The organism is Camelimonas sp. FR25, from assembly GCF_059740505.1.
In genome coordinates this window covers 1-20,562 of the sequence record NZ_JCAWFG010000043.1, presented here as the reverse complement: position 1 = coordinate 20,562, position 20,562 = coordinate 1, and the positions used below count along the sequence as shown (strand labels likewise).

Sequence of the window (20,562 nt, the reverse complement as noted above, 5' to 3'; positions counted from 1 at the left end):
CCAACGTACCGCCCACAGGATCACCACCCCTTCAAAGCGGCGCCATTTGAAGTCCGTCATATTCAATCCGCAGCAACCGTGACCCGGCAATCTCGGAAGATCGCCAAAACTTTGCAACAAAGCCGTTTCACCCCAGTGCACTCAAAGCGCCAGGTTTTTCGAACCCTCCGTTAGGAAAATACTCGCTCTGGTTGTATGTGTTCCGCTATAGATTGGATCGTCGGAGATAATTGCTTCTACCTCGCGTAGTGGTGTTCAAAGTACGAAATTGCATCCGGCCAGACGGGTCTCAGTCCTTCCTGGGGGGGAAATGATACATCTCGCACGACCGCTGCTATTGACCGTTTTCGTCTCATGCCCGCTTTACGGGGCAGGTGCGCAGACATTCACGTACTCAGATGGCCAATATGACCAAACCCTTGGCGGCGTGTTCACGGGGACGGTCGGCCACGACGGCAATAACAACAGTCCAGACGCCGGGCCAGGAACTGCGGGCCCGTTGGTCAGTGTGACGCTTGACGGCAATATCTCCTATCCGAGCATCGTTGTATCGACCACCGGAAGCACCGGGCTGATTGCGGGTAGCAAGGGCGGCGCCGGAGGTGCCGGAGGCCAGGAATCTGGCGACGGTCCGACCTATGGCGGTATTGGCGGCAATGGCGGCGGCGGGCAATCGGTCACCGTTACCGGGTCAGGTCAGTTCACCATCTCCACTTCTGGCGAGAACGCCGTGGGCCTGCATGCCTACTCTGCAGGTGGTGTTGGCGGGACTGCCGGCAACTCTGACGCTCATCAACCGGGCGCTTGGGGCGGATATGGCGGCGGCGGCGACGTAGTGACTATCGACCTGACCAACAGCTCATCCACCATCACGACCAACGGCTCCGGGTCTGCGGGTATTTTGGCCGCCTCGATCGGCGCAGCGGCGGGCAGCAGCGGCATCAATTACAATTCCGATGCACCGGTCCAGACGGATGGTGTGTCGGGCGGCTCGTCCAAGGGCGTGTCTGTCACCATCATAAACGGCAATTCGATCGTTACCTACGGCGACAGTTCCAGCGGCCTTGTGGTCCAGTCAGTCGGCGGTCTTGGCGGATCAGGCGGCTCGGTTGCTGGCGACGTCACAGATGCGATTGCGGGCAATGGCGCCAATGGCGGCAACGCCGGAGCCGTGACCATCCACGCGGGCGGCCAGATTGCCACCCACGGCGACAGTTCATTCGGCATTGTGGCGCAATCCATTTCGGGGGCGGGCGGCGCTGGCGGCTCCGCCCAGTCTGCGACCGAGAGCCATGCCGGTGCTGCCGGCAATGGCGGCTCCGTTGGTGTAATCACTATCACCAACTCGGGGGAAATCTCGACTTCCGGCGCTTATGCGGTGGGGATACTTGCGCAATCGCTTTCAGGCAACGGCGGTGTCGGCGGCGATTCGACCGGGCTGCTGAACAGTCAGGCCGGAGGAGCAGGCCAAGATAGCCCCGGTGGCGAAATCGCCATCACCTCGTCGGTCCTGGTCCAGACCAGCGGCGACAATGCCTATGGCATCGTCGGCCAGTCGCTTGGCGGCGGCGGCGGACTGGGCGGCTCGTCTGGTGGCATGCTCTACACCAATGCTGGCGACGGAGGCGCTGGCGGCGACGGCGGAACCGTTACAATCACAGCCTCTGGAAAGCTTGTGACGGCCGGCCAGACCGCTCATGGCGCTGTCGCCCAATCCATAGGCGGTGGCGGTGGGCTTGGCGGCGTCGCAACGGCTGCCGGCGCTAACGTTACGACTGCTGTGGGCGGCATCGGCGGCGGTGGCGGGGCAGGTGGCGCCGCGACCGTCACTGCATCTAACCTGTCGCTGCAGGCGACAGGCTCTGGTGCACGCGGTTTGATGGCCATGTCCATTGGCGGCGGCGGCGGTAGCGGCGGCGGGGCCTATTCGACATCGGCAGGCATGCTGGCGGATGTTTCAATCGCGGTTGGCGGCAGCGGCGGGACCGGCGGCGACGGCGGTGCCGCGACCGTTACGGCGACAGACTCCACGCTGGCCATCGGCGCCAATCTCAATGGCATACCCTCTGGCGCCTACGACGCAGTAGGTGTGCATGCCCTGTCCATTGGCGGCGGTGGCGGCAATGGCGGCGCGGGCTCGGCGAAAGCATATGCGATCGCTGTCGCCAATCCCCTGGAAAACCCGGCATCTAAAATCACCTTCGCCGGCTCCTTTGCCGTCGGCGGCTCCGGCGGCCCGGGCGGGAACGGGGGATCAGCAACGGCGTCAGTAATCGGCGGATCGTCCATTACCGTTATGGGGGATGGCGGCTCTGGCGCCATTGTTCAGTCCATTGGCGGCGGAGGCGGTAACGGCGGCGACAGTTCGGCGATGTCCGCCACGATTGGCTATGGCCTGAACATTCCGCACTTCAGCAATGCGGCGACGCCGGCAACTAACGCCATCAGCGTCACGGTGAGTGTCGGCGGCCAGGGCGGGACCGGCGGCCACGCCGGCTCAGCAACCTTTACCCTGGGTGACAGCGGGGCCGCGGCAAACAATTTGTCGACCTGGGGAGACGTGGCGCCCGCCGTGCTGGTTCAGTCTATTGGCGGCGGCGGTGGCAATGCAGGCGTCGGCAATTCGGGGGTGAAAAACGCCGCAACCAGCCAGGACGCGAAGGTTGAACTGACCGTGGGTAGCCATGGTGGCGACGGCGGTGCTGGCGGTGCGGCTTCGGCCACGATCACGGCAAACGGCGCCATCACCTCCCATGGCAATGGTTCAGCAGGCGTCATTGTCCAGTCGATTGGTGGCGGTGGCGGCGTCGGTTCAGGCTCCGCGCTCAACCTCACCGGACTGGACAGTTGGGTCACATCGGTGTTCCAGGTCAATCCGGACCTGGAAAAAGACAGCGACGGCAACAAGATCGTCCCCGGCTTCAATCACAATCGCAAGTTTACCCTGGGCGCCAGCGGCAGCCCGGGCGGCGCCGCTGGCGCAGTCACCGTTACCCACCAGGGTTCGATCACCACCATGGGCAATGACGCGCCAGCGATCATTGCACAATCGATTGGCGGCGGTGGCGGTATGGTTGGGTCGGCCGGCGCCACCTCCTCGACGGGTGGTTCGGCCGACAGCACGTCAGCGTCTCCGGCCGGGCTTGTCGGCGATGGTGACAATGACAATCCCTGGTCGATCACGGTTCCCGTGATGCTGACCACTACCATGAATATTGGCAATCACACCGGGACCGGCGGCGATGGTGGCGCAGTCACTGTCAACGCCAGCGGCCTTATCTCCACCAACGGCGACCATTCTCCAGGCGTGGTGGCCCAGAGTATTGGCGGAGGCGGTGGGCGCGCCGCCGTTGCGAATATCGGCGCAGAAACCGGCGGGGCGTTGGCGCAGGTCGCTCCTGTCACGACGCAAACCAGTATTCAGCTCGGCGGCGGCGTGATCGCCGGACGCGACGGATTGCATGGCGAAAACGTCGATATGGGCTCGGCCGACTCTGTCACGCTCAATTTGGCTGGAGCGAGCATTCAGGCGGGGCCAACATATCTGGCGCAATCTGGCCCCCCAGTCGGAACTGATTTTCCAGGCTTCCTGTCATTTGGCGCCCTGCTACAGTCGATCGGCGCTGGCGGCGGCGTCGCGGTGGATGGATCGCCCGATCCCCATGTGGTGGCGGCGCTGGGCCTGGTGTCATCAGCAGGAGAAGGTGGCTCAATGCCATCTGTTTTGACCGGCGGTGCAGGCGGGACGGTCACACTGACCGACAGCGGCATGTCGCTGGTCACAACCATTGGCGACGCTGCGCACGCCGTCGTACTGCAATCGATTGGCGGCGGCGGCGGCGTGTTCGGCGCCGGAGTCTCGGGCGGGCCACCGGTTTCAGCCAGCACACGCGTCGTGGAGGTGGCTCTTGGCGCGGACAACAACACCTATGCCACCTTCCAGAACAGTCTTGCGCCCAACGGCGGAACCGTTAACGCCACGTTTGCGTCCAACTTACGCACCTATGGCGCAGGAGCGTCCGGGATCGTCGCGCAGAGCATCGGCGGCGGCGGCGGCCTGGTGAGCGCCAGCCAAGGCGTGAACCTGAAAGTCGCCAGACTTTCATCAAACAGCGGACAGAATGTCGGTGATGGCGGCGCCGTGACGGTGACGGTCCAGTCTACGGCAAGTTCAATTTATACCTATGCGGTGGGGGCCCATGGCGTCATCGCCCAGTCCATTGGCGGCGGCGGCGGTCTTGTCACAGCCTATAATGCGGGCCATGTCCCGGAATTCACATCGACAGCGCCCGTCGCCGTGGGGCCGGCCTGGTCCGCGACCGCCGATGGCGGCCCGGTCACGGTCGACCTGAACACCCAGATTAGCACCAGCGGCGCCGGCGCCCATGGCGTCATCGCCCAGTCTGTCAGCGGTAGCGGCGGCTTTACAGCACTTGGTGGAAAAGTCTTTCTTGGCAGTACCCAGCAATACGCGGGAACGTCTGGTGACGTCACTGTTAACGTACAGGGTGCGATCCTCAGCACTGGCGAGAACGCCGCCGGCATTGTCGCGCAAAGCGCCGGCGCCAGTGGCCAGGGCGCCGTACGCATCAACATTGGCGGCGCCAGCCCGGGCACAGTTACCGGTGGTTCGGGCGCCCAGGGCGTTGGCATCCTTGTCATCGGCGGTAACAGCGACAACGCCATCACAATCGCTGAAAACTCCTGGGTGTGGTCCGGGGCAGGCAATGCCATCAAATCCGTGGGAACGCTCAATGTCGACAAGGTCACTGTCACCAACAATGGCCAGATCTACGGCAATACATGGCTCAATGGCGGATCGATTGACGGCAATTATCAGAATACGTTTGGCACACCGCCGGGCGTGAACGGCGGCGCACTGATCAACGCAGGCGACATTATTCCCACCCCTGGCGCGACGTCGTACATTGACGGCCATCTGCGCCAGACCGCCAGCGGTCGCATCAGGCCGCACCTTGATTTCAGCAATTTGCGCAGCGGGCGCTATGAGGTCACTGGCAACGCGGAACTGGCCGGAGCAATCACCCCCACCTTGGTGAGCGCGATGCCCAACATTTTCCTGCCAGTGCTCAAGGTAAACGGCACGGTGACGGGCGCGCTTTCGGCCCCGGACAGCCCATTATTCTCCTATAGCGTCCGGGAAAGCGGACAGCGCTACGACATCGCGATTTCCGGCGCGCATTTCGCGGATCCCCGGTTTGGTCTGACTGCCCACAAGACAGGGCTGGCTTCATCGCTGTACGACATGTTCATGCAAGGCAAGCCGCAACTGGGAACCTACTTTGCTGCGCTGGACGCCATCGCGGGGCAAGGCGCGGCCCAATACCAGCATGCGCTTGGCCAGCTCTCCCCGCGCAGCGCGATGACCCTGTTTGCCCGCAGCGCAGCCGATGCGTCGCGCATCGCGGATTCCGCCATGAGTTGTCCGCAGTTTGCAGGAGCCGGAGCCGGCGTCGGCGCCCAGGCGTTCCTGAGTGAGGGCACCTGCGCCTATGCAATGACCCGGGGGCAAACCACGGGCATGAGTGGCGACCGTGACAGGGGCAGCTCACGTCTTGACGCCGCGTCCTGGCAGGCTGGCGCCCAGGGCTTCATCGCCTCCGATCTGCTGTTCGGCGGCGCCATCGCCTATCAGTCCAGTCGTTTTTCCGGCAAGGACGGCGTGTCCGCCACGGGCTCGACCGTGCAGGGCGCTCTGACGCTGAAGCGACAGACTGGCGGCTGGCTGTTCACAGGCGCGTTGTTCGGCAGCTCCGGCTCCTATAATCTGCGGCGTAGCCTTGCCTTACCCACGCTTGCGGCTACCGGACAGTCCACGGCGCCATTCTACACGGCTGGCGTGCGCGCACGTGCGGCTTACACCTTTGGCGCGGACCAGTTTTACCTGCGTCCCTATCTCAATCTAGACCTCATTCACGCCCGCAACGGCGGTTTCTCGGAAGGCGGAGCCGGCGACCTCGGGCTGCGTATTGATGAGGGCAAGTATAATGCGGCCGTCCTCACGCCTGCACTCGACCTTGGCGGTCGCACGGTGTTTGACAGCGGCGTGGTGTTGCGGAGCTTCATATCCGCTGGCGCGAGCTTGCGATCCAGCGACCAATGGAAGGGAAACGCGGCGTTCAATGGTGCATTCCGCCGTAACGGCTTCGCGCTTCGCGCGCCAGTTGATCCGGCCTCAGCGAGGCTGAGCGCCGGGTTGCAGCTGTTCCAGAGTGAGAAACTCGACGTCAGGCTGCAGTATGAGGGGGACTACGGCCGGCGGGCGGTCAGCCATGGCGCCACAGCTAGCGTCAGCTATCGCTATTAGGGTTCGGACTGATAACCAGCAGCTGATGGAGGGAGTGGTGGTCCCGGAATTTGGGACCAGTCGTTAAGCTCGAACACCTGACGAAGGACGAGCAATATGACGACACGCAAACGCTATTCGGCCGAGTTCAAGGCAAAGTTCGCCTTGGAGGCCATTCGCGAGGAGCTGACGACGGCTGAGCCGGCCAAGAAGTACGATATTCATCCGACGATGATCAGCGGCTGGAAGCGCACCGCGATCGAGAACATGGCGGCTGCATTCGGTAGTTCTGCGCCGGCTGCACCCCAGATCTCCAAGAAGTAGGTTGAGAAGTTGCATGCTAAGATTGGCCAAGCCGGCGCCAGCTGCGCATGGCTCAAAAAAGGTTGAGCCATTGGACCCGATGGCGCATCAACTAAACTGGAGGAAACGCTTGACGAACAAAACGCAATGGAGAAGTCAGCGAAGGGTGGGCACAGTACCGATTTCTACAGCTTGGCCGTTGTATAGCGTGCTAGCCGCCAGTTAGCGGCATCGTGTGTTTTGCTAGCCGCTGGCCAGCAGCTAGTCACCTGCATTCCTGCTGACACACAGCCGGTGCCGCACGCTCGATTGTCTCAGCCAGCGTTATGTCGTTTGATGGAAGTGGAGGTCGGCTTCAGAACCGGCGACGCGCGGAACACCTTCCACCTTGTGGGGTGAAAGTGGCTTTATAATCCTCCAATCAAGGTCTGTCATTTCCACAATTTCCGAACGAACTCGAAGCTTGACGGCATAGTCTATCTCGGAACATTTGAAGTTCGGGTTTTGCAATCGGTGGGGATGGATTGTGAGAGGGTATTTGGAAGAACGTCGTTCTGCGGCCCAGGTAGCTGTTTTGCTCTTGGGTGGGGCCAGCGTTGTAGCCTTCACGGTGGCCTCCCCCCAAGTAAATGCAAGTGATACGTTGCCGTATATCATAAAGAACGGCGCCAATGGTCAGGATGGCGTGGCGCCGCCGTGGTACTGGCCATGGGGCGATTCCAGGGCGCCGACCTCGGGCAGTTCCGCAGAGAATCTTATCTATAGCAATACGGTGCCCCACCGCGACTTTCGGGTTGACTACCAGAGCGCGATCCTTCTTGGATCTGTCGGCGGCAACGGCGGCGATGGAAAGTCCGTTGAACAGGAGCGGGGACCGCCATATCGTCAGCCCGGTGGTCACGGCGGCGACGGCGGCAGGGTGTCCTACATTCTGGAGACACCCTCAGGAACGGGCGCCACGCGTGTTCACGGATATGAGGGCCGGTCGCCTATCGCCATCTTCCAACTTTATTCAGTTGGCGGCGCAGGCGGCTATGGCATGACCACGCCCGGCCGAGGGGGTAAGGGCGGAGATGTCGAACTACGCCTCGGAGACGGGGCACTGGTCGGCGCTGCAACCCAACTGACCTTTACCACTGAAGGTTCGAATTTCGCGAGCGCGTGGGCCGTGTCGCAAGGCGGCAAGGGCGGCGACGGCGGGTCAACCTCGAGGTGGAACAACGGCGGTAACGGCGGCAGTGTTGACGTCAAAATAGGCGGTTCGGTCAGCATGACAACCGCCGGAGCGTCTTCTCCAATCGTTGCGCTACAATCGCTCGGCGGAGCCGGCGGATCCCATGACGATCAGGGGCTCTGGCATCCGCCTTCGGGCGGTGGCAATGGCGGCGTCGCAACTCTGACCACTTTCGGAACCCTGGCCAGTACGGGAGCAAACTCTGCTGGCGCACTTGTCCAGTCGGTCGGCGGCGCTGGCGGTACAAATTCGGCGATTGTTGGCGGGGCTGGAGGCTCGCGCGGTGGCAATGGCGGGACTGCTCAGGCTCTGCTGTATGGAACGATCTCGACAAAGGGGACTAACGCGCCCGGCGTTATCGTCCAGTCCGTGGGCGGCGTGGGCGGTCATGGTGGCGGCGGTATTTTCTCAGGCGGCTCCGGGGGCAATGCCGGAGATGGCGGAATCGCCAAGGTCGAAGCAACGGGGGCTATCAGCACTGCCGAAAAAAGCTCGTTCGGCATTGTTGCGCAGAGCATCGGCGGCGGCAAGGCTGGCAACGCTTTCCAGAGCGGCCTAGTGAGCCCGGGAGGCGGTGGCGCCGGCGGCAGCCCGCTTTCTCCATTCTTCAGCTCAGGTGGCCAAGGCGGCACAGGTGGCGCTGGCGGGTCGGTATCCGTGACCAATCGTGGAACGATCACAACGACCGGCGACGATGCTTCCGGTATTTTGGCCCAGAGCATTGGTGGCGGCGGCGGCGCCGGAGGCGACGCCCGGGCATTTGGCATCGGTGGAGCTGTGGCCCTCGGCGGCGACGGCGGCAATGGCGCCCGCGGCGGCGCGGTCGAGGTCAATAATATCGCCCGTGACCTGAACAATACAGGAGGCTGGATCAGCACGTCAGGCGCTCATGCCGCCGGCATCGTCGCTCAGTCCGTTGGCGGCGGTGGCGGTAATGGTGGCGATGCCACCGCCGTCAGCATAGGTCCCTACATTTCCTATGCACGGGCAATTGGCGGCACGGGCGGCAAGGGCGCAACCGGTGGAAGCGTCACCGTTGTCAACGGGCTGAACGTCGTCACCGGTGGTCTGCAGGCGCCCGGTGTGCTGGCGATGAGCATCGGCGGCGGTGGCGGCAATGGGGGCTCGGCAACGGCAAAGGCAACAGCAGTCGCCATCGATCCCCGCATCCCCGGACTGACCATCACCAGTGGCGTCGGCGGCCAGGTAGGAGATGGCAACGCCGGCGGCGCCGTGAAGGTCACAAATACCGCCGCTGTATTCACCGCCGGCTACGGATCGGCCGGCATCATGGCGATGAGCGTCGGCGGCGGAGGCGGCGCAGGGGGTGGGGTCATTCCGCTTCCCACATTTAGCGTCGCAGGATTGACCTCCTGGCTGGCGGGCCTCCGCTCCGGCTCAGTCGATTTCTCCTTCAACAATGCAACCGGCGGCAAGGGCGGCGCCGGCGGTATGGGCGGGGTGGTAGAGATAGACAATAGCGGCTCTATCACAACCTACGGGCAGGGAGCCTCAGGCGTCGTCGCGATGAGCGTCGGCGGCGGCGGCGGTGCCGGGGGAACCGCAGTGCTGAATGCCGCGGCGAACCTGACGGTCAACGACTCGGTCGGCGGAGATGGCGGCTCGGGCAATCACGGAGGCCGGGTAAAGGTGACGAATGGTGTGGGAGCCGCCATTGTGACCACAGGCGCAGGATCATATGCCATTCACGCCCTGTCGATCGGCGGCGGCGGCGGTATTGGTGGTGGGGCCGTGGCGACGTCTGGCGGCAATGAGGCTTATGACACCTATGACGCCTCCCAGGCTAAAGCCCAGCTGATCAACGTGGCCAAGTCGGCCCTGCCACAGCTGAAGGAATGGGTGGCGCAGTACAAGGACTCCAACATCGCGGGCAAAGCTGGCGACGCTCTCATCGGGTTTCTCGCCAAAAATTTTGGAACGACCGCCGAAAAATTTGCCAGCAACAAGGGCATTTACAGCAGGCTGAAACCGTCAGTTCCACTGTCGCTGGCCTGGGAATCCGCCACCGGCGGTAAAGGCGGTGCCAGCGGTGACGGCGGGGGAACCACAGATGCGCCAACAGGTGTGTGGGCGAGTGGAACACTGACCACTTCAGGCGCCGCGGCGACAGCGATTGTGGCGCAGTCTGTGGGCGGGGGTGGCGGCAAAGGAGGAGCCGCCTCGGCAGGCGCAGGCAAGCTGTGGAGCAGCAAGACGGCCGTTGGCGGCAACGGCGGCGTTGGAGGTAAGGGTGGCGTTGTCCGGATAGAGCTTGGGGAAACTGCCAAGCTCAACACCTACGGTAACGCCGCGTTTGGTGTCTTGGCGCAATCAATCGGCGGCGGCGGCGGCATCGCGACAACCGGACGCGATTTGCAGGCCGGCGAAATCGGTCTCGCCAGCGTTTCAACGCTTGGCGGCTCCAATGGAGCGGCAGGCAATGGTGGCAATGTTTTGGTTTCTCATGCCGGAACGATTGTTACGACCGGCGGTCAGTCGCACGGCATTGTCGCCCAGTCGGTGGGCGGCGGCGGCGGTGTTATGGCAGACGCCAGCTTCGACCAACAGGGGTTGCTGGAGATCACCAGGGCGCTTGGGGACCAGACGACGATTGAAATGTTCGACGCTGCTGGCATCGATATTCGGAGTGATCTGACAAAAGCCAAAACGACGAGCGCACGCAGCCCGGCGGGTGTGGAGCAGGTGCGCCTTGGAGCGGACGGTGGCTCGGGTAACGGCGGCGACGTCAATCTCACAATCGGCGGGTCGATCAAGACCTCTGGCGTCAGCGCAGTCGGTGTCATCACCCAGTCGATCGGCGGCGGAGGTGGTTTGGTTGCGGATGGCGCTACGGCCCTTCCTATCAATGGCGCGGTGCTTCTGGGCGGCGTCCATGGCGCAAAGGGTGACGGTGGCGCCGTCAGGCTTCAATTTGACAATGCGGCGCGCATCACCACGACCGGAGACTACGCTGTCGGCGTGCTGGCACAGTCGATTGGCGGCGGGGGCGGTATTGGCGGCGGTGGGTTGCTCGCTGGCTCGGCCCAGGGGTTGGTGTTCGGGCGTGGCGGTTCGGTCGGCAACGGCGGTGCAGTGTTGATCAGTAATACCGGGTCCGGCGTGACCATCGAAACCTCCGGCAAGAGAGCTCATGGTATCATGACCCAGTCCCTTGGCGGTGGGGGTGGTTACCTGGGGCGCGGCATACAGGAAGATCCTTCCGTCAAGGGCTTCTATGACGCCATGGTCTATACCGGCCGACCCACAAACTGGGCCGAACAGTATGATGATCCGCCGGAAGCGGAGCGGATGGCCGCCTTCCTGTGGCGCGAGATGGAAGCGGAGCTGGCAAAGGCCAACGTTAAGAAATCAGAAGACGAACTGTTGCGCCAAAACGAGAGTGAGTTGAAGGCGATGGCGACCGCGCGTCTCAACTCCACGGGGACTGGAGACCGGACCGTAATCGAGTTGCGCGGCGCAACGATCCGCACCACCGGCACCAATGCTATCGGCATTTTTGCCCAGAGTGGCTTCCAAGACGTCGTGGGCATGCTCGATGCCTCGCGGCTGGGCGGCAACATCTCCATTGATTTTACTGGAACAATCCAAGGCGGCTCCGGCGGGGGCGCGGCCATTGCCGTGGATGGTGGCCGGGTCAACGCTATTACCATCAACCCGGGATCAACCGTTAGCGCAGGCTCAGGCAAGGCGATTCTTGCATCATTTGGCTCTGATCACGTCGCCAATCATGGCAAGCTCGTCGGCGAGGTAAACCTCAGCGTTCGCGGTTCCCGCAAGGACGAGGTGAACAGCTTCGACAACCACGGAACCTTTCAGACAGCCGGCAGCGGCCTGATCAATCTCTCCAACGCGGCGGCGACCGGCAAAAGCGTCTTCACCAACTACGGGGTTCTAGACGTTGGGGGCGTTGGCAAGATCGCGACGGCCGAGGTCCGCAATGGCAAAACAGACCTGCGCGGAACGCTGCTGGTTGACGTCAACGGCGTGGCGCCTGCCGGAACCCAGGCGAACGACATTTTGAGAACGACGGAATTGGTCGTCCGACGTGTGGCGGTGAAACCCCAAGCGGTGGAGGGATTGCTGCCTTCCAGCAGCTTCAAGGTGGTGGAAGCGGCTGCAGTGACCGTTGGTTCAGACTGGCTGCTGGGGCCCCACAACGCGGTTTCTGGAGCCAGCGAGGCCAGCCCGATCTCTTGGGATGTCTCTACCACCAATACCGGTATTACCATTGCGCCAGGCGCGGCTAACTTCGCGGGCAAGGCCCCAGGCAATGTTACTGTGACCGAGATGTCGTTCCTCAACAGCCTGCAGTCTGCCTGGGATGCCGGCGTGAGCGGCATGGCAGGCACTTTCGCCGACATGGCCAACGTATCATCGGCGAATGACTATGACCGGATGATCAACAGCATGACGCTGTCAGAAGGTCTTGGCCAGCCGGCTGCCGGGCAGACGATGGCCAGCTCGAAGGCGCATGGGTACGCCATGAGTTGTCCGGCCTTTGCTGGCGGCGGCGTCATGATCCGGGAGGGAAGCTGTGTCTGGGGGCAGGTTATCGGTTCCCGCACCGTCGCCACCGCAGGTCGTGATACGGACGGCTTCAGCCAGACTGGAACCAGCTACCGCCTTGGCGGCCAGTGGGAGGTGTCTCCCGGGTGGTTCGTCGGCGCAACTGGCGGATACAATACGAGCCAGGTGTCGACCAAAGACCGCAACTCTCGTATGGAGGGTGACAGGGGTGACATCGCATTTGCGTTGAAGCGTCAGCTCGGCCCGTGGCTATTCGCGGGCGCGGTCAGCTTTGGCTACGGCAGCTATGATTCAGCCAGCCTTTTCCACATGGGTGACAGCAGCTGGCAGGCGCTCAACACATCAAACGTCTGGACAGCGGGCCTCCGGATACGCGGCGCCTATGAGTTCGCCTTCACCAACTGGTATGTGCGCCCGTTCGTGGATCTCGACGTGGTGCAGACCATTATGCCGGGTTACCGGCTATCTGGCGACGGCGCGGTTCTGAGCGCACAAGGAATGCGGTCGTGGACAACCGCGGCCAAACCGGGCGTCGAGATCGGCGCCAGGATAAATCTGGATGATGCCAGCTGGCTGCGTCCTTACGCCAGCGTTGGAATGACATTGAACGGCGGCAGCGGCCTGCGGCAGCGGGTATCTTTTAGCGAAGACGGTGCCCCCGGAATTACGTTCACGTCCAGTTCGGGGATTCCGGATCGTCTTCTGGATCTGGCCGTCGGCACTCAGTTCCTTGCGCACAGCGTCTACGAGCTGCGCGGAGAGTACAAGGCCCAACTGGGAAAGGATTTTGTTAACCAAGAATTCAGCCTCAGGGCCGCGATTCGGTTCTGAGTGCTCTGTCTGATCGGGTCAAGCCGCGCTTTCTTCCGAGCGTGTCAGCCAGCGATCCCGCGCTTCGCCCTTGGGCGGAAGCCAGACGCTGACAGCGCCGCGGTGTAGTCCTTCACGCGCATGGTGTTTCACAGCGGCTCGGAGGTCTTCAAGGTCGCGCCGTGCGCCACCATGGCCGCGCCGGTCTGCGCCAGACGGTGCGACACATATTGCCGGCACGTGTCGCCGCTGATGTCGGACAGCATCCTCCCGCCCCACCACTCCGTAAGGCGGATTAAGCGAGCGTCAAACGTCCGCTTGTTCGCCTGGCTGTCGCGGCAGTCGTCGTTGTAGATCAAGAGCACGTCGGCGATGTCGACGTGCTCTATATCTCGTTCCTTGCGTCGAGGCTTGTAAACGTTGTTTATGTAGTCGCGAGTGCTCGCGTTGCTGCCGCAGCTTCGCCAGGGCCTCACATCGGCGAATGTAGGTAGGTTACAACGAGTATGGTCCGAAGCCCTGCCCGCTGATCCCATCGTCGTACGGCGACCAAGCGCAAGCTGGAGGAAACATGAGGAGCGTTTTAGCAGTCGCCCTATTGGCAACGACATTGGGTGCCGCCCATGCAGAGCCGCGGGCATTCGATGTCACCCCAGTCATCGAGCTTTTCGCCGACCAGTTACCCAGTATCCGTGAAACGCTTCGCAAGTATTATGAAGCACCTGAAGGAGGCTGGTTAACCTATTTTGACAAAGGAAAATACCAAGCCCAACTAAATGCCGCACTGGACACAGCCCTTACGGCGATAGCACCTCGACAGTATCAGTCGACCAGAGCACGGCTTTTTGAGCTCGACAAAGCCATTGAGCAGGGCAAGATGGAGAGGTCAGAGCTTGCTATCAAGCTGGATCTGGCCCGGGACGACCTCGCTCCCACGCTTGTCGACCGAGCACTCATGCGGGATGCGCCCGCCGGTTCGCGCCGCGCCTTGGAACTCCAGATTTCAAGGCTGAATACGGAGTTGGAGGCCGCGATTCAGACGCGAGAGGAACTTATTATTTCCTTTCAGAAGGCGCTGGAGAGTGAGTATCAAATTGCACTCGACCGAAAACAGGCCGAGGCCACACTTTATCAGCTAAACGGCTCAGCAATCGTCGAGGCTGTCGTCGTCAGCAAGGCCTTATTAGAAGTTGAGACACGGCTACGTGCGATCTTATCCAAGGGCATAGACCCGGCAGTGGCACGAAAATACTACGGAATTTCTGCAGTTAATCGCCTGCTAATCGTTCGCATGCATGAAAGACATCTGGCTAGCTATACCCAAGATTGGCTACCGCGACTAGATAAAATTGAATCCGAGAACCTCGCTCACATCAAGGAAATAACCGCTTCAATTAACAATTTGAGGTCGAAATCAAATGTAGCAGCATCTAAGGCAAACTTACAGCTCCGCGAAAATATTGCAGGAATTATTACGATATATAAGAAGATACTTGTCGATCTACAGAACAGTATAATGCGCTCACACAGAATGGCGCTTGAAACCGCACAGGTTGCAATTCAAACCTTGAAGGCATTGGAGACGGCCGGGGAGCTGGGGATTCTGCATGCGGAGAGCGCCGCCGAGTTCAATGCACTCATGCAGATTAAGGCTCCGGATCTGTTACCACTCGATGACGACAAGGTTCTGGAGCAGTTTAAGGATATTTCGCGGAGCGCCGGGACGTAGCATCGGCATGTCGCCCCTGCGGTCGTTCAGGTTTGGGTGCGCTGGATGTGGCGGACGGGGGGTTGAGTTGTGGCTACCGCCGTCCCGTGCCGCTGCCGCGCTATGGGTCAACGGGGCAACCGTCGAGCCAGTTAACCCAGCGTGACGTTGACGGCACGCCAACCGGCCCTAGGCTCGACAGCGAGAGCAGACGCCGGAGTGCGCAATGGGGCTTTTTCTGCAGGTCGTAGCCGTATTTATGGTTTTGGCTGGAATGGCGGTTTTCGGCATGGCCAAGAGCGCGATTCACGAGATACAGGCGTGGCTCGCCATGGGGTTGGGCGCCATCGTGTTTGGGCTGGGAGCCATAACCAGCCGCCTGGCCGGCATCCGCGACGCATCCGTAATTTAGGCACGCATTGCTCAAGGGACGCGGCCTCCGCAGAACAATGGTGCGTGACGAATCAAGCCCCCCTCAGCAATTGCATTGAGAAGGCAAAACGGTTTTGTGAACATGCTTTGTACGTACACGGCATGATGCTGGATGTGGACAGGCAGGCCTATGGAACGACCGCATATATGGCGGGAAACGTATGCGTAGCCCACGCATTAGCGTTGTGCAAATACTACGCGCCCGTCCCCACTTTCCACACGTGGAGATCCCAGCGCAACTGACATATTCCCGTTTTGAGGAGGCGCAGACAGTCTGGAATGGCTGTGCTCGCTTGGGTTTGCTGGCGTCAAGAGTATCTTCAATCTACTGCTTGTAGGGCTGCGCCCCGGTGCATCCCCTATATATAGGGTTTGATTGCGAGGTCAGGCGTTCTCGTCTAGCGTTTCTCTCGCGCCAACCATTGGTAGCGTGGCGAGAAAGGATACGATGGAACTAACGCTTACGGCATTTTTGGCATTTGATGAGATCCACATACGTCTCGTCTTCGCGCTCGGCATCCTTGCAATTCGCAATATTGGCCGTCGCTAATAAGAAACCGCCGGAGGTGCAACTCCGGCGGTTTGTCCCAGCAACGTGGGATGGCATATTTGGCATTTGATGCACGGCAAATTTGACCAACCCGATCGTCTCTGTCAACAGACCCCACCCAAAGTCCCGTGCCGCTTGCTTCACTGCCTCCGGCAAACTGGCGACTTTAACGGCACGGTGGGCGGCCATGCGGTTGATGCCAAGTTCTCGGGCAGCGGCTTCGATGCCGGATTCGGGGCGCCCCTCTCTTGCCCGTCCTCCGCTCCAGCGCCCGGAAATTCCCTTACGCGTCAACGTCACCACAAAAATTGTAGCAACGCCTAACCCCTTACCCCGCCCCGAGCAAAACTGCGTTGGTTACCTCCAAAGCCATGGGTCACGCTGTGGCCCAGAGTGTAAGCCGGGCGATTATTTGGAGCATTTCCCTTTCAGTAGGGAACCCGCGAACCTCAGCCGGAATTCTTCTGACAGCCGCCACGGCATGCCGCCGTTACGGGCCGCGCGGATTAGTTGTAAGGAGGGCGACCGGCCCGCCGTGCCGTCCGGTTCCCCTGGTGTGAGGAGAGTGGCCATGAGACTATGGTGGTATAGTTTCAAACGGAAGGACCGCGCCGGCAACACGATAAACATCATCTGGGCTGAGCGGCATCCCGATATGTTTGAAGTCCATGTACGCTCAGATGGTTTTGCGGTTCTGTATCTGAACGCTCGACCAATCGGAACAGGCTACAACATTCTGGAATTGACGGACCAAGCAGCTGCTTTGGTGGCAGGGCCAGAAGACTTGGTAGAGCTGGCGACGCCAGAAGCTCCAGTTCCGGCGAGGCTTACAGGCTAACTACCTTGATGGCTTAGATGCTACGGAAAAACCCGCCACGCGGCGGCATGGCGGGCTAGTGGACGTTCGGTTCACCCGGGAGGGGGTGACGTTACAAGCTATCGGGGGGCTAGCCGTTTGGCCAGCGCCCTGGGTGCATAGGTAAAACAGTCTCGCATCGCGTCACGCGCGCTCATCGTGGCTTTCATCCACCTCAGCATCTGGCCGGTCGTCGCCGGGGCTCTGTTCCTCATGCCAGTGGCCGTCACCGTCCTTGTACTGGATCGCTTCAGGCTCGCCGGGAAACTCCTGCCGAGCAGCGGCCGCCTCAGCCGCAGCCAGTGCATCTGCCTTGGTGGCAAAGGTCTCGGAGAACACATCATCGAGCTTGTAGGCCCAACCGTCGTCGTGCTTGATTACCTCATACGTAACATGTGACATGCTGACCTCCCGTGGCTCTCTACCGGACAATCCGTGCGCCCGCTGCCTGGTTCCCCTAGAGTGCCTGTCAGCCTGTATCACACGGAAAACCCGCCGGGCGTGCGGTTGAAGGCGAAGGGGTGAGCGCACGTGGCTGACGGGAGCCGGAGCTCTATGCGCAGAGCATAGAAGGGTATTGCGGCGTCGCTTCACTGCCCAACGGAGTTCAGCAAGGGACGCGCCTGCGAGGTCGACACTGCACAATTGTTACCCACATCACTAAAAGTTAAATTGCGCCCCTTCTTATAGAATGCTTGGCTGCATCCCCACCGAGCTGTTGCGGGATGAATGTGTGCTTATAGTGTTCAGTGCCATCTGCATTATTATAGCTGTGTCCGTTGTCTACTGTTGGATAACCAGTGATTGACGCTTGATTTTGCCAGATGCGCACTGCTCTTACGATTAGCTATTGCTGAATAGCGCTACCTTGCAAGGCTGGGGCATTCAACATGCGCGCTGGATCAAGGCAAACGAGGCGGAAAAACCTAGTCCACATAGACTAAAGTCTAATTACAGTTGCGCTCGCGACCTTTTACCCAACGTAAGCCATCACGGTTGCGTGATCGGCGCAGATTGTGCTGGAGCTTCGCCGCGTCCGGCACGAGCGGCCCGCTATTACAGGGGGGGTGATAGCGAGCCGCTGCCTATGCGTGCATAGGGACGCACACCGGGTGCGGTGTCGACAGTATCTATGTTGAGCTGACAGGCCAACAGATAGCACAGTTTTTTCTCGATTAAGTGGAAACCGCTGGAGTGCAACCCTGCCGGCGCCGCCACAGCGGCTGGCATAGGGCCGCCATTGCTTCGCGCGTCACGCCGCCATCGCGGCCCGACCACGCGGCCCGGCTTCATCGGGCCACCGCTCCACGACTGCGGTTGTCACCGAGCCCTTGCGGACAACCGTCTTCTGCGCCCAGCCGCCGACCATGCGAATGGCCGCCCCGCCGGCCACTTCATAGGGAAACCTTGCAAGCACGCTGCGCCCGCATAACCGCCAGCCGCTGGGCCTCGGTGTCCGCTGACAGGCCATGGTCGGTTAGTAGGCCGTCACGCTGCAATCGCCGGAATAGTTCGGGCGAGCCGGGCGTGACCAAGATCGCACCAGGCGGCATCAACTGCGCCGCCCATGCCGGGTGGTGCTGCGTGTCGCCCATCGCCACCGACCAGAGCTCCAACCGCTGTCGCGCTTCGCTGTAGCCGGCCGCCCTGAACTGGCCCCCGTTTGAACCGGACACTCAGGCATAGCCATGGAGGCTTGGGCATATGCCTGAGCACGTGCTTATGACTGAGCTAGAAATCATCACGGACGGTGGCCGTCGCCGCCATTGGACTGCTGCGGACAAGGTCCGGATCGTGGAGGAGACGTTGGATGGGCGAGACAGCATTTCTGTCGTCGCCCGCCGCAATGGCGTTGCGCCAAATCTACTGTACCGTTGGCGTCGGCTCATGCTCGAAGGAGGGAGTGTCGCGGTGGCGGGATACGATGAGGTCACCAGCAACAAGGTCGTCCGGCAGTTGGAGGACCGCATCCGCGAACTCGGACGGCAACTCCGCCGCACGACGCTCGAAGTCGAGATCCTGCGCGAGGCCCTGGACAAGTCCCGCTCACAAAAACAGATATTGCCTGGGCGCGCGCTCGCTGCTGAAGGAGGATTTCCGGTGAAGGTGGTGGCGGACACTCTGGGTGTGCTCCAACCTGATCCAGCGACTGAAGGGCGCCACAAGGCCACGCCGGCGCTATCGCAAGGCGCAGGACGGAGTGATGGCTGCGAGGATTACGGCGCTGGTTTCCGAACGCCCCACTTACGGCTACCGGCGGATCACGGCGATCCTGAACCGCGAGCTGCGTACGGAAGGCTTGCCGCCAGTCAATTACAAGAGGGTCTACCGGATCATGCAGGCCCACAACATGCTGCTGGCCCGGAAGTATTCCGTGCGTCGCGAATATGCCCACGATGGCAAGGTGATCGTCATGCGCTCAAACTTGCGCTGGTGCTCTGACGGGTTCGAGTTCACCTGCTAGAACGGGGACACCGTCCGCGGCGCTTTTATCATCGACGCCCACGACAGGGAGGTCATTGCCTGGCAGGCGGTGGCCAATGCGGGCATCAGCGGCTCCGACATCCGTGACATCATGCTCGAAGCCGTTGAGCGACGCTTTGCTGCGATACGCACGCCAATGGCCATTGAAATGCTGCCTGACAACGGCTCAGAGCGCCAGCTCGTGCGGGAGATCGAGGTCAATGTCGCTTATCGCTGGTTTCTGCGGCTGAAGCTGACGCAAAAGGTCTTCGACGCCTCGACGCTGTCGCAGAACCGCCGCCGGCGCTACCAGGACGAGAGCGTGGCGCAGGCGATCTTCGACCGCATCGTCGAGCAGGCGATGACGCTCGGTCTGGTCGACGGGCGTACGCTGTACACGGACTCCACCCATCTGAAGGCGAACGCTAACAAGAACGGGTTCGATATCGAACTGGCGGCGAAGTCGCGGGCTGCCTACTGGGCGGAACTTGACGCGGCCATTGAGGAAGACCGGGCCGCTCATGGCCAGAAGCCCTTGCCGCCAGCGCCGCCGCGCGAGCCGCCGGTGAAGCCGACCAAGATCAGCCGCACCGACAGGATAGCGGCTACATGGTCCGCGATGGCAAGCCGAAAGGCTTCTTCTACCTCGACCATCGCACGGTGGACGGCAAGTTCAGCATCATCACCGACAGCTTCGCCACGCCGGCCAACGTGCATGACAGCATCCCCTACCCCCCGCAGAAAGCCGACTGCACCGATCTATTTTACATCATCACGCGAGCGACGAACCGATTTATCCGTCACTAAGCGATAGAAGCTGCGCGGGCACCTGCCGCTCACGCGGCAGCGCAGCGGTCAGACCGTGACTTGGTGCTTTTTCTGAACGTGTAGCCCCTGCCTACAGCGGGGCAGGGCGCCCAGGAGGACAGAATTCGTACCTCAGTGTCTGATCAGAAATTAAGTTGAGTGGTATCAGTGGGTTGGCTTGACAACCTGGCCTGTCGTTGATTCACGGGTTTCGCCAAAAACTTCCTTGGATCAACGATGTGGACTGACACCACTCGTGCACTTCATGCGCGAAGCGGACTGGCTTTGCCAAGCGATTTGACCGATGCCGAGTGGGCGGTTCTTGAGCCACTGCTCCCACCCGCGTCGCACGTTGAACGGCCCCGTAAATGGCCGCTGCGGCGCATTGTCGAGGCGCTCCTGTATCTGCTGCGCGGAGGCTTGCCCTGGCGGATGCTGCCCCCCAGCTTCCCGCCCGTATCGACGGTGCGACGCTGGTTCTACCTCTGGCGTGACGACGGACTGTGGCTGACGCTCAATCACACCCTGCTGATGGCGGTCCGTG

General features: G+C 61.5%; 8 protein-coding genes and 3 pseudogenes. 9 read left to right on the top strand and 2 right to left on the bottom strand.

The annotated features are described in order from the left end of the window. Positions 1–508 precede the first annotated feature (508 nt). The 3 genes and pseudogenes from AC6A67_RS05635 (at position 509) to AC6A67_RS05625 (ending at position 13,223) form a co-directional block, all read left to right on the top strand. Positions 509–6,328, top strand: coding sequence for a hypothetical protein (locus AC6A67_RS05635; RefSeq protein WP_498035576.1), 5,820 nt, complete (start codon positions 509–511; stop codon positions 6,326–6,328). A 96-nt stretch (positions 6,329–6,424) separates the two neighbouring features. After that, positions 6,425–6,628 (top strand): annotated as a pseudogene (locus tag AC6A67_RS05630) (transposase); the annotation flags it as partial. A gap of 520 nt (positions 6,629–7,148) precedes the next feature. Beyond that, the gene (locus tag AC6A67_RS05625; RefSeq protein WP_498035575.1) at positions 7,149–13,223 is read left to right on the top strand and encodes a hypothetical protein; all 6,075 of its coding nucleotides are present in this window, start codon (positions 7,149–7,151) and stop codon (positions 13,221–13,223) included. Positions 13,224–13,351: 128 nt separating this feature from the next. Here AC6A67_RS05625 and AC6A67_RS05620 read toward each other — a convergent pair whose 3' ends face one another. Further along, positions 13,352–13,561, bottom strand: a complete 210-nt coding sequence (locus AC6A67_RS05620; protein ID WP_498035574.1) for a hypothetical protein — start codon at positions 13,559–13,561, stop codon at positions 13,352–13,354. 212 nt (positions 13,562–13,773) lie between these two features. Between AC6A67_RS05620 and AC6A67_RS05615 the strand changes: the two genes are divergently transcribed. From AC6A67_RS05615 to AC6A67_RS05605, 3 genes are all read left to right on the top strand, one after another. Further along, positions 13,774–14,931 (top strand): hypothetical protein, encoded by a 1,158-nt coding sequence (locus AC6A67_RS05615; protein WP_498035573.1) that lies wholly within the window; start codon positions 13,774–13,776, stop codon positions 14,929–14,931. A 205-nt stretch (positions 14,932–15,136) separates the two neighbouring features. Continuing rightward, positions 15,137–15,322 carry a hypothetical protein gene (locus AC6A67_RS05610; RefSeq protein WP_498035572.1) on the top strand — a complete coding sequence of 62 codons (186 nt, stop codon included), beginning with the start codon at positions 15,137–15,139 and terminating at the stop codon, positions 15,320–15,322. Positions 15,323–16,463: 1,141 nt separating this feature from the next. Beyond that, positions 16,464–16,730, top strand: a complete 267-nt coding sequence (locus AC6A67_RS05605; RefSeq protein ID WP_498035571.1) for a hypothetical protein — start codon at positions 16,464–16,466, stop codon at positions 16,728–16,730. A gap of 162 nt (positions 16,731–16,892) precedes the next feature. Here the strand turns inward: AC6A67_RS05605 and AC6A67_RS05600 are convergent, their stop codons facing one another. Further along, the gene (locus AC6A67_RS05600) at positions 16,893–17,150 is read right to left on the bottom strand and encodes a DUF2188 domain-containing protein (protein WP_498035570.1); all 258 of its coding nucleotides are present in this window, start codon (positions 17,148–17,150) and stop codon (positions 16,893–16,895) included. A 1,302-nt stretch (positions 17,151–18,452) separates the two neighbouring features. Between AC6A67_RS05600 and AC6A67_RS05595 the strand changes: the two are divergent. The 3 genes and pseudogenes from AC6A67_RS05595 to AC6A67_RS05585 all read left to right on the top strand — a co-directional run. Beyond that, positions 18,453–19,401: pseudogene (locus AC6A67_RS05595) on the top strand (transposase); the annotation flags it as partial. Further along, positions 19,399–19,943, top strand: a pseudogene (locus AC6A67_RS05590) (transposase); the annotation flags it as partial. The pseudogenes AC6A67_RS05595 and AC6A67_RS05590, both read left to right, overlap by 3 nt. Before the next feature lie 312 nt (positions 19,944–20,255). Then, the coding region (locus tag AC6A67_RS05585) for a transposase (RefSeq protein WP_498035569.1) at positions 20,256–20,562 on the top strand (307 nt) is incomplete at its 3' end.

Coding starts and splice junctions, on each gene's coding strand:
- AC6A67_RS05615 (WP_498035573.1), top strand. CDS start 13,774: ATGAGGAGCGTTTTAGCAGTCGCCCTATTGGCAACGACATTGGGTGCC.
- AC6A67_RS05610 (WP_498035572.1), top strand. CDS start 15,137: ATGGGGCTTTTTCTGCAGGTCGTAGCCGTATTTATGGTTTTGGCTGGA.
- AC6A67_RS05605 (WP_498035571.1), top strand. CDS start 16,464: ATGAGACTATGGTGGTATAGTTTCAAACGGAAGGACCGCGCCGGCAAC.
- AC6A67_RS05600 (WP_498035570.1), bottom strand. CDS start 17,150: ATGTCACATGTTACGTATGAGGTAATCAAGCACGACGACGGTTGGGCC.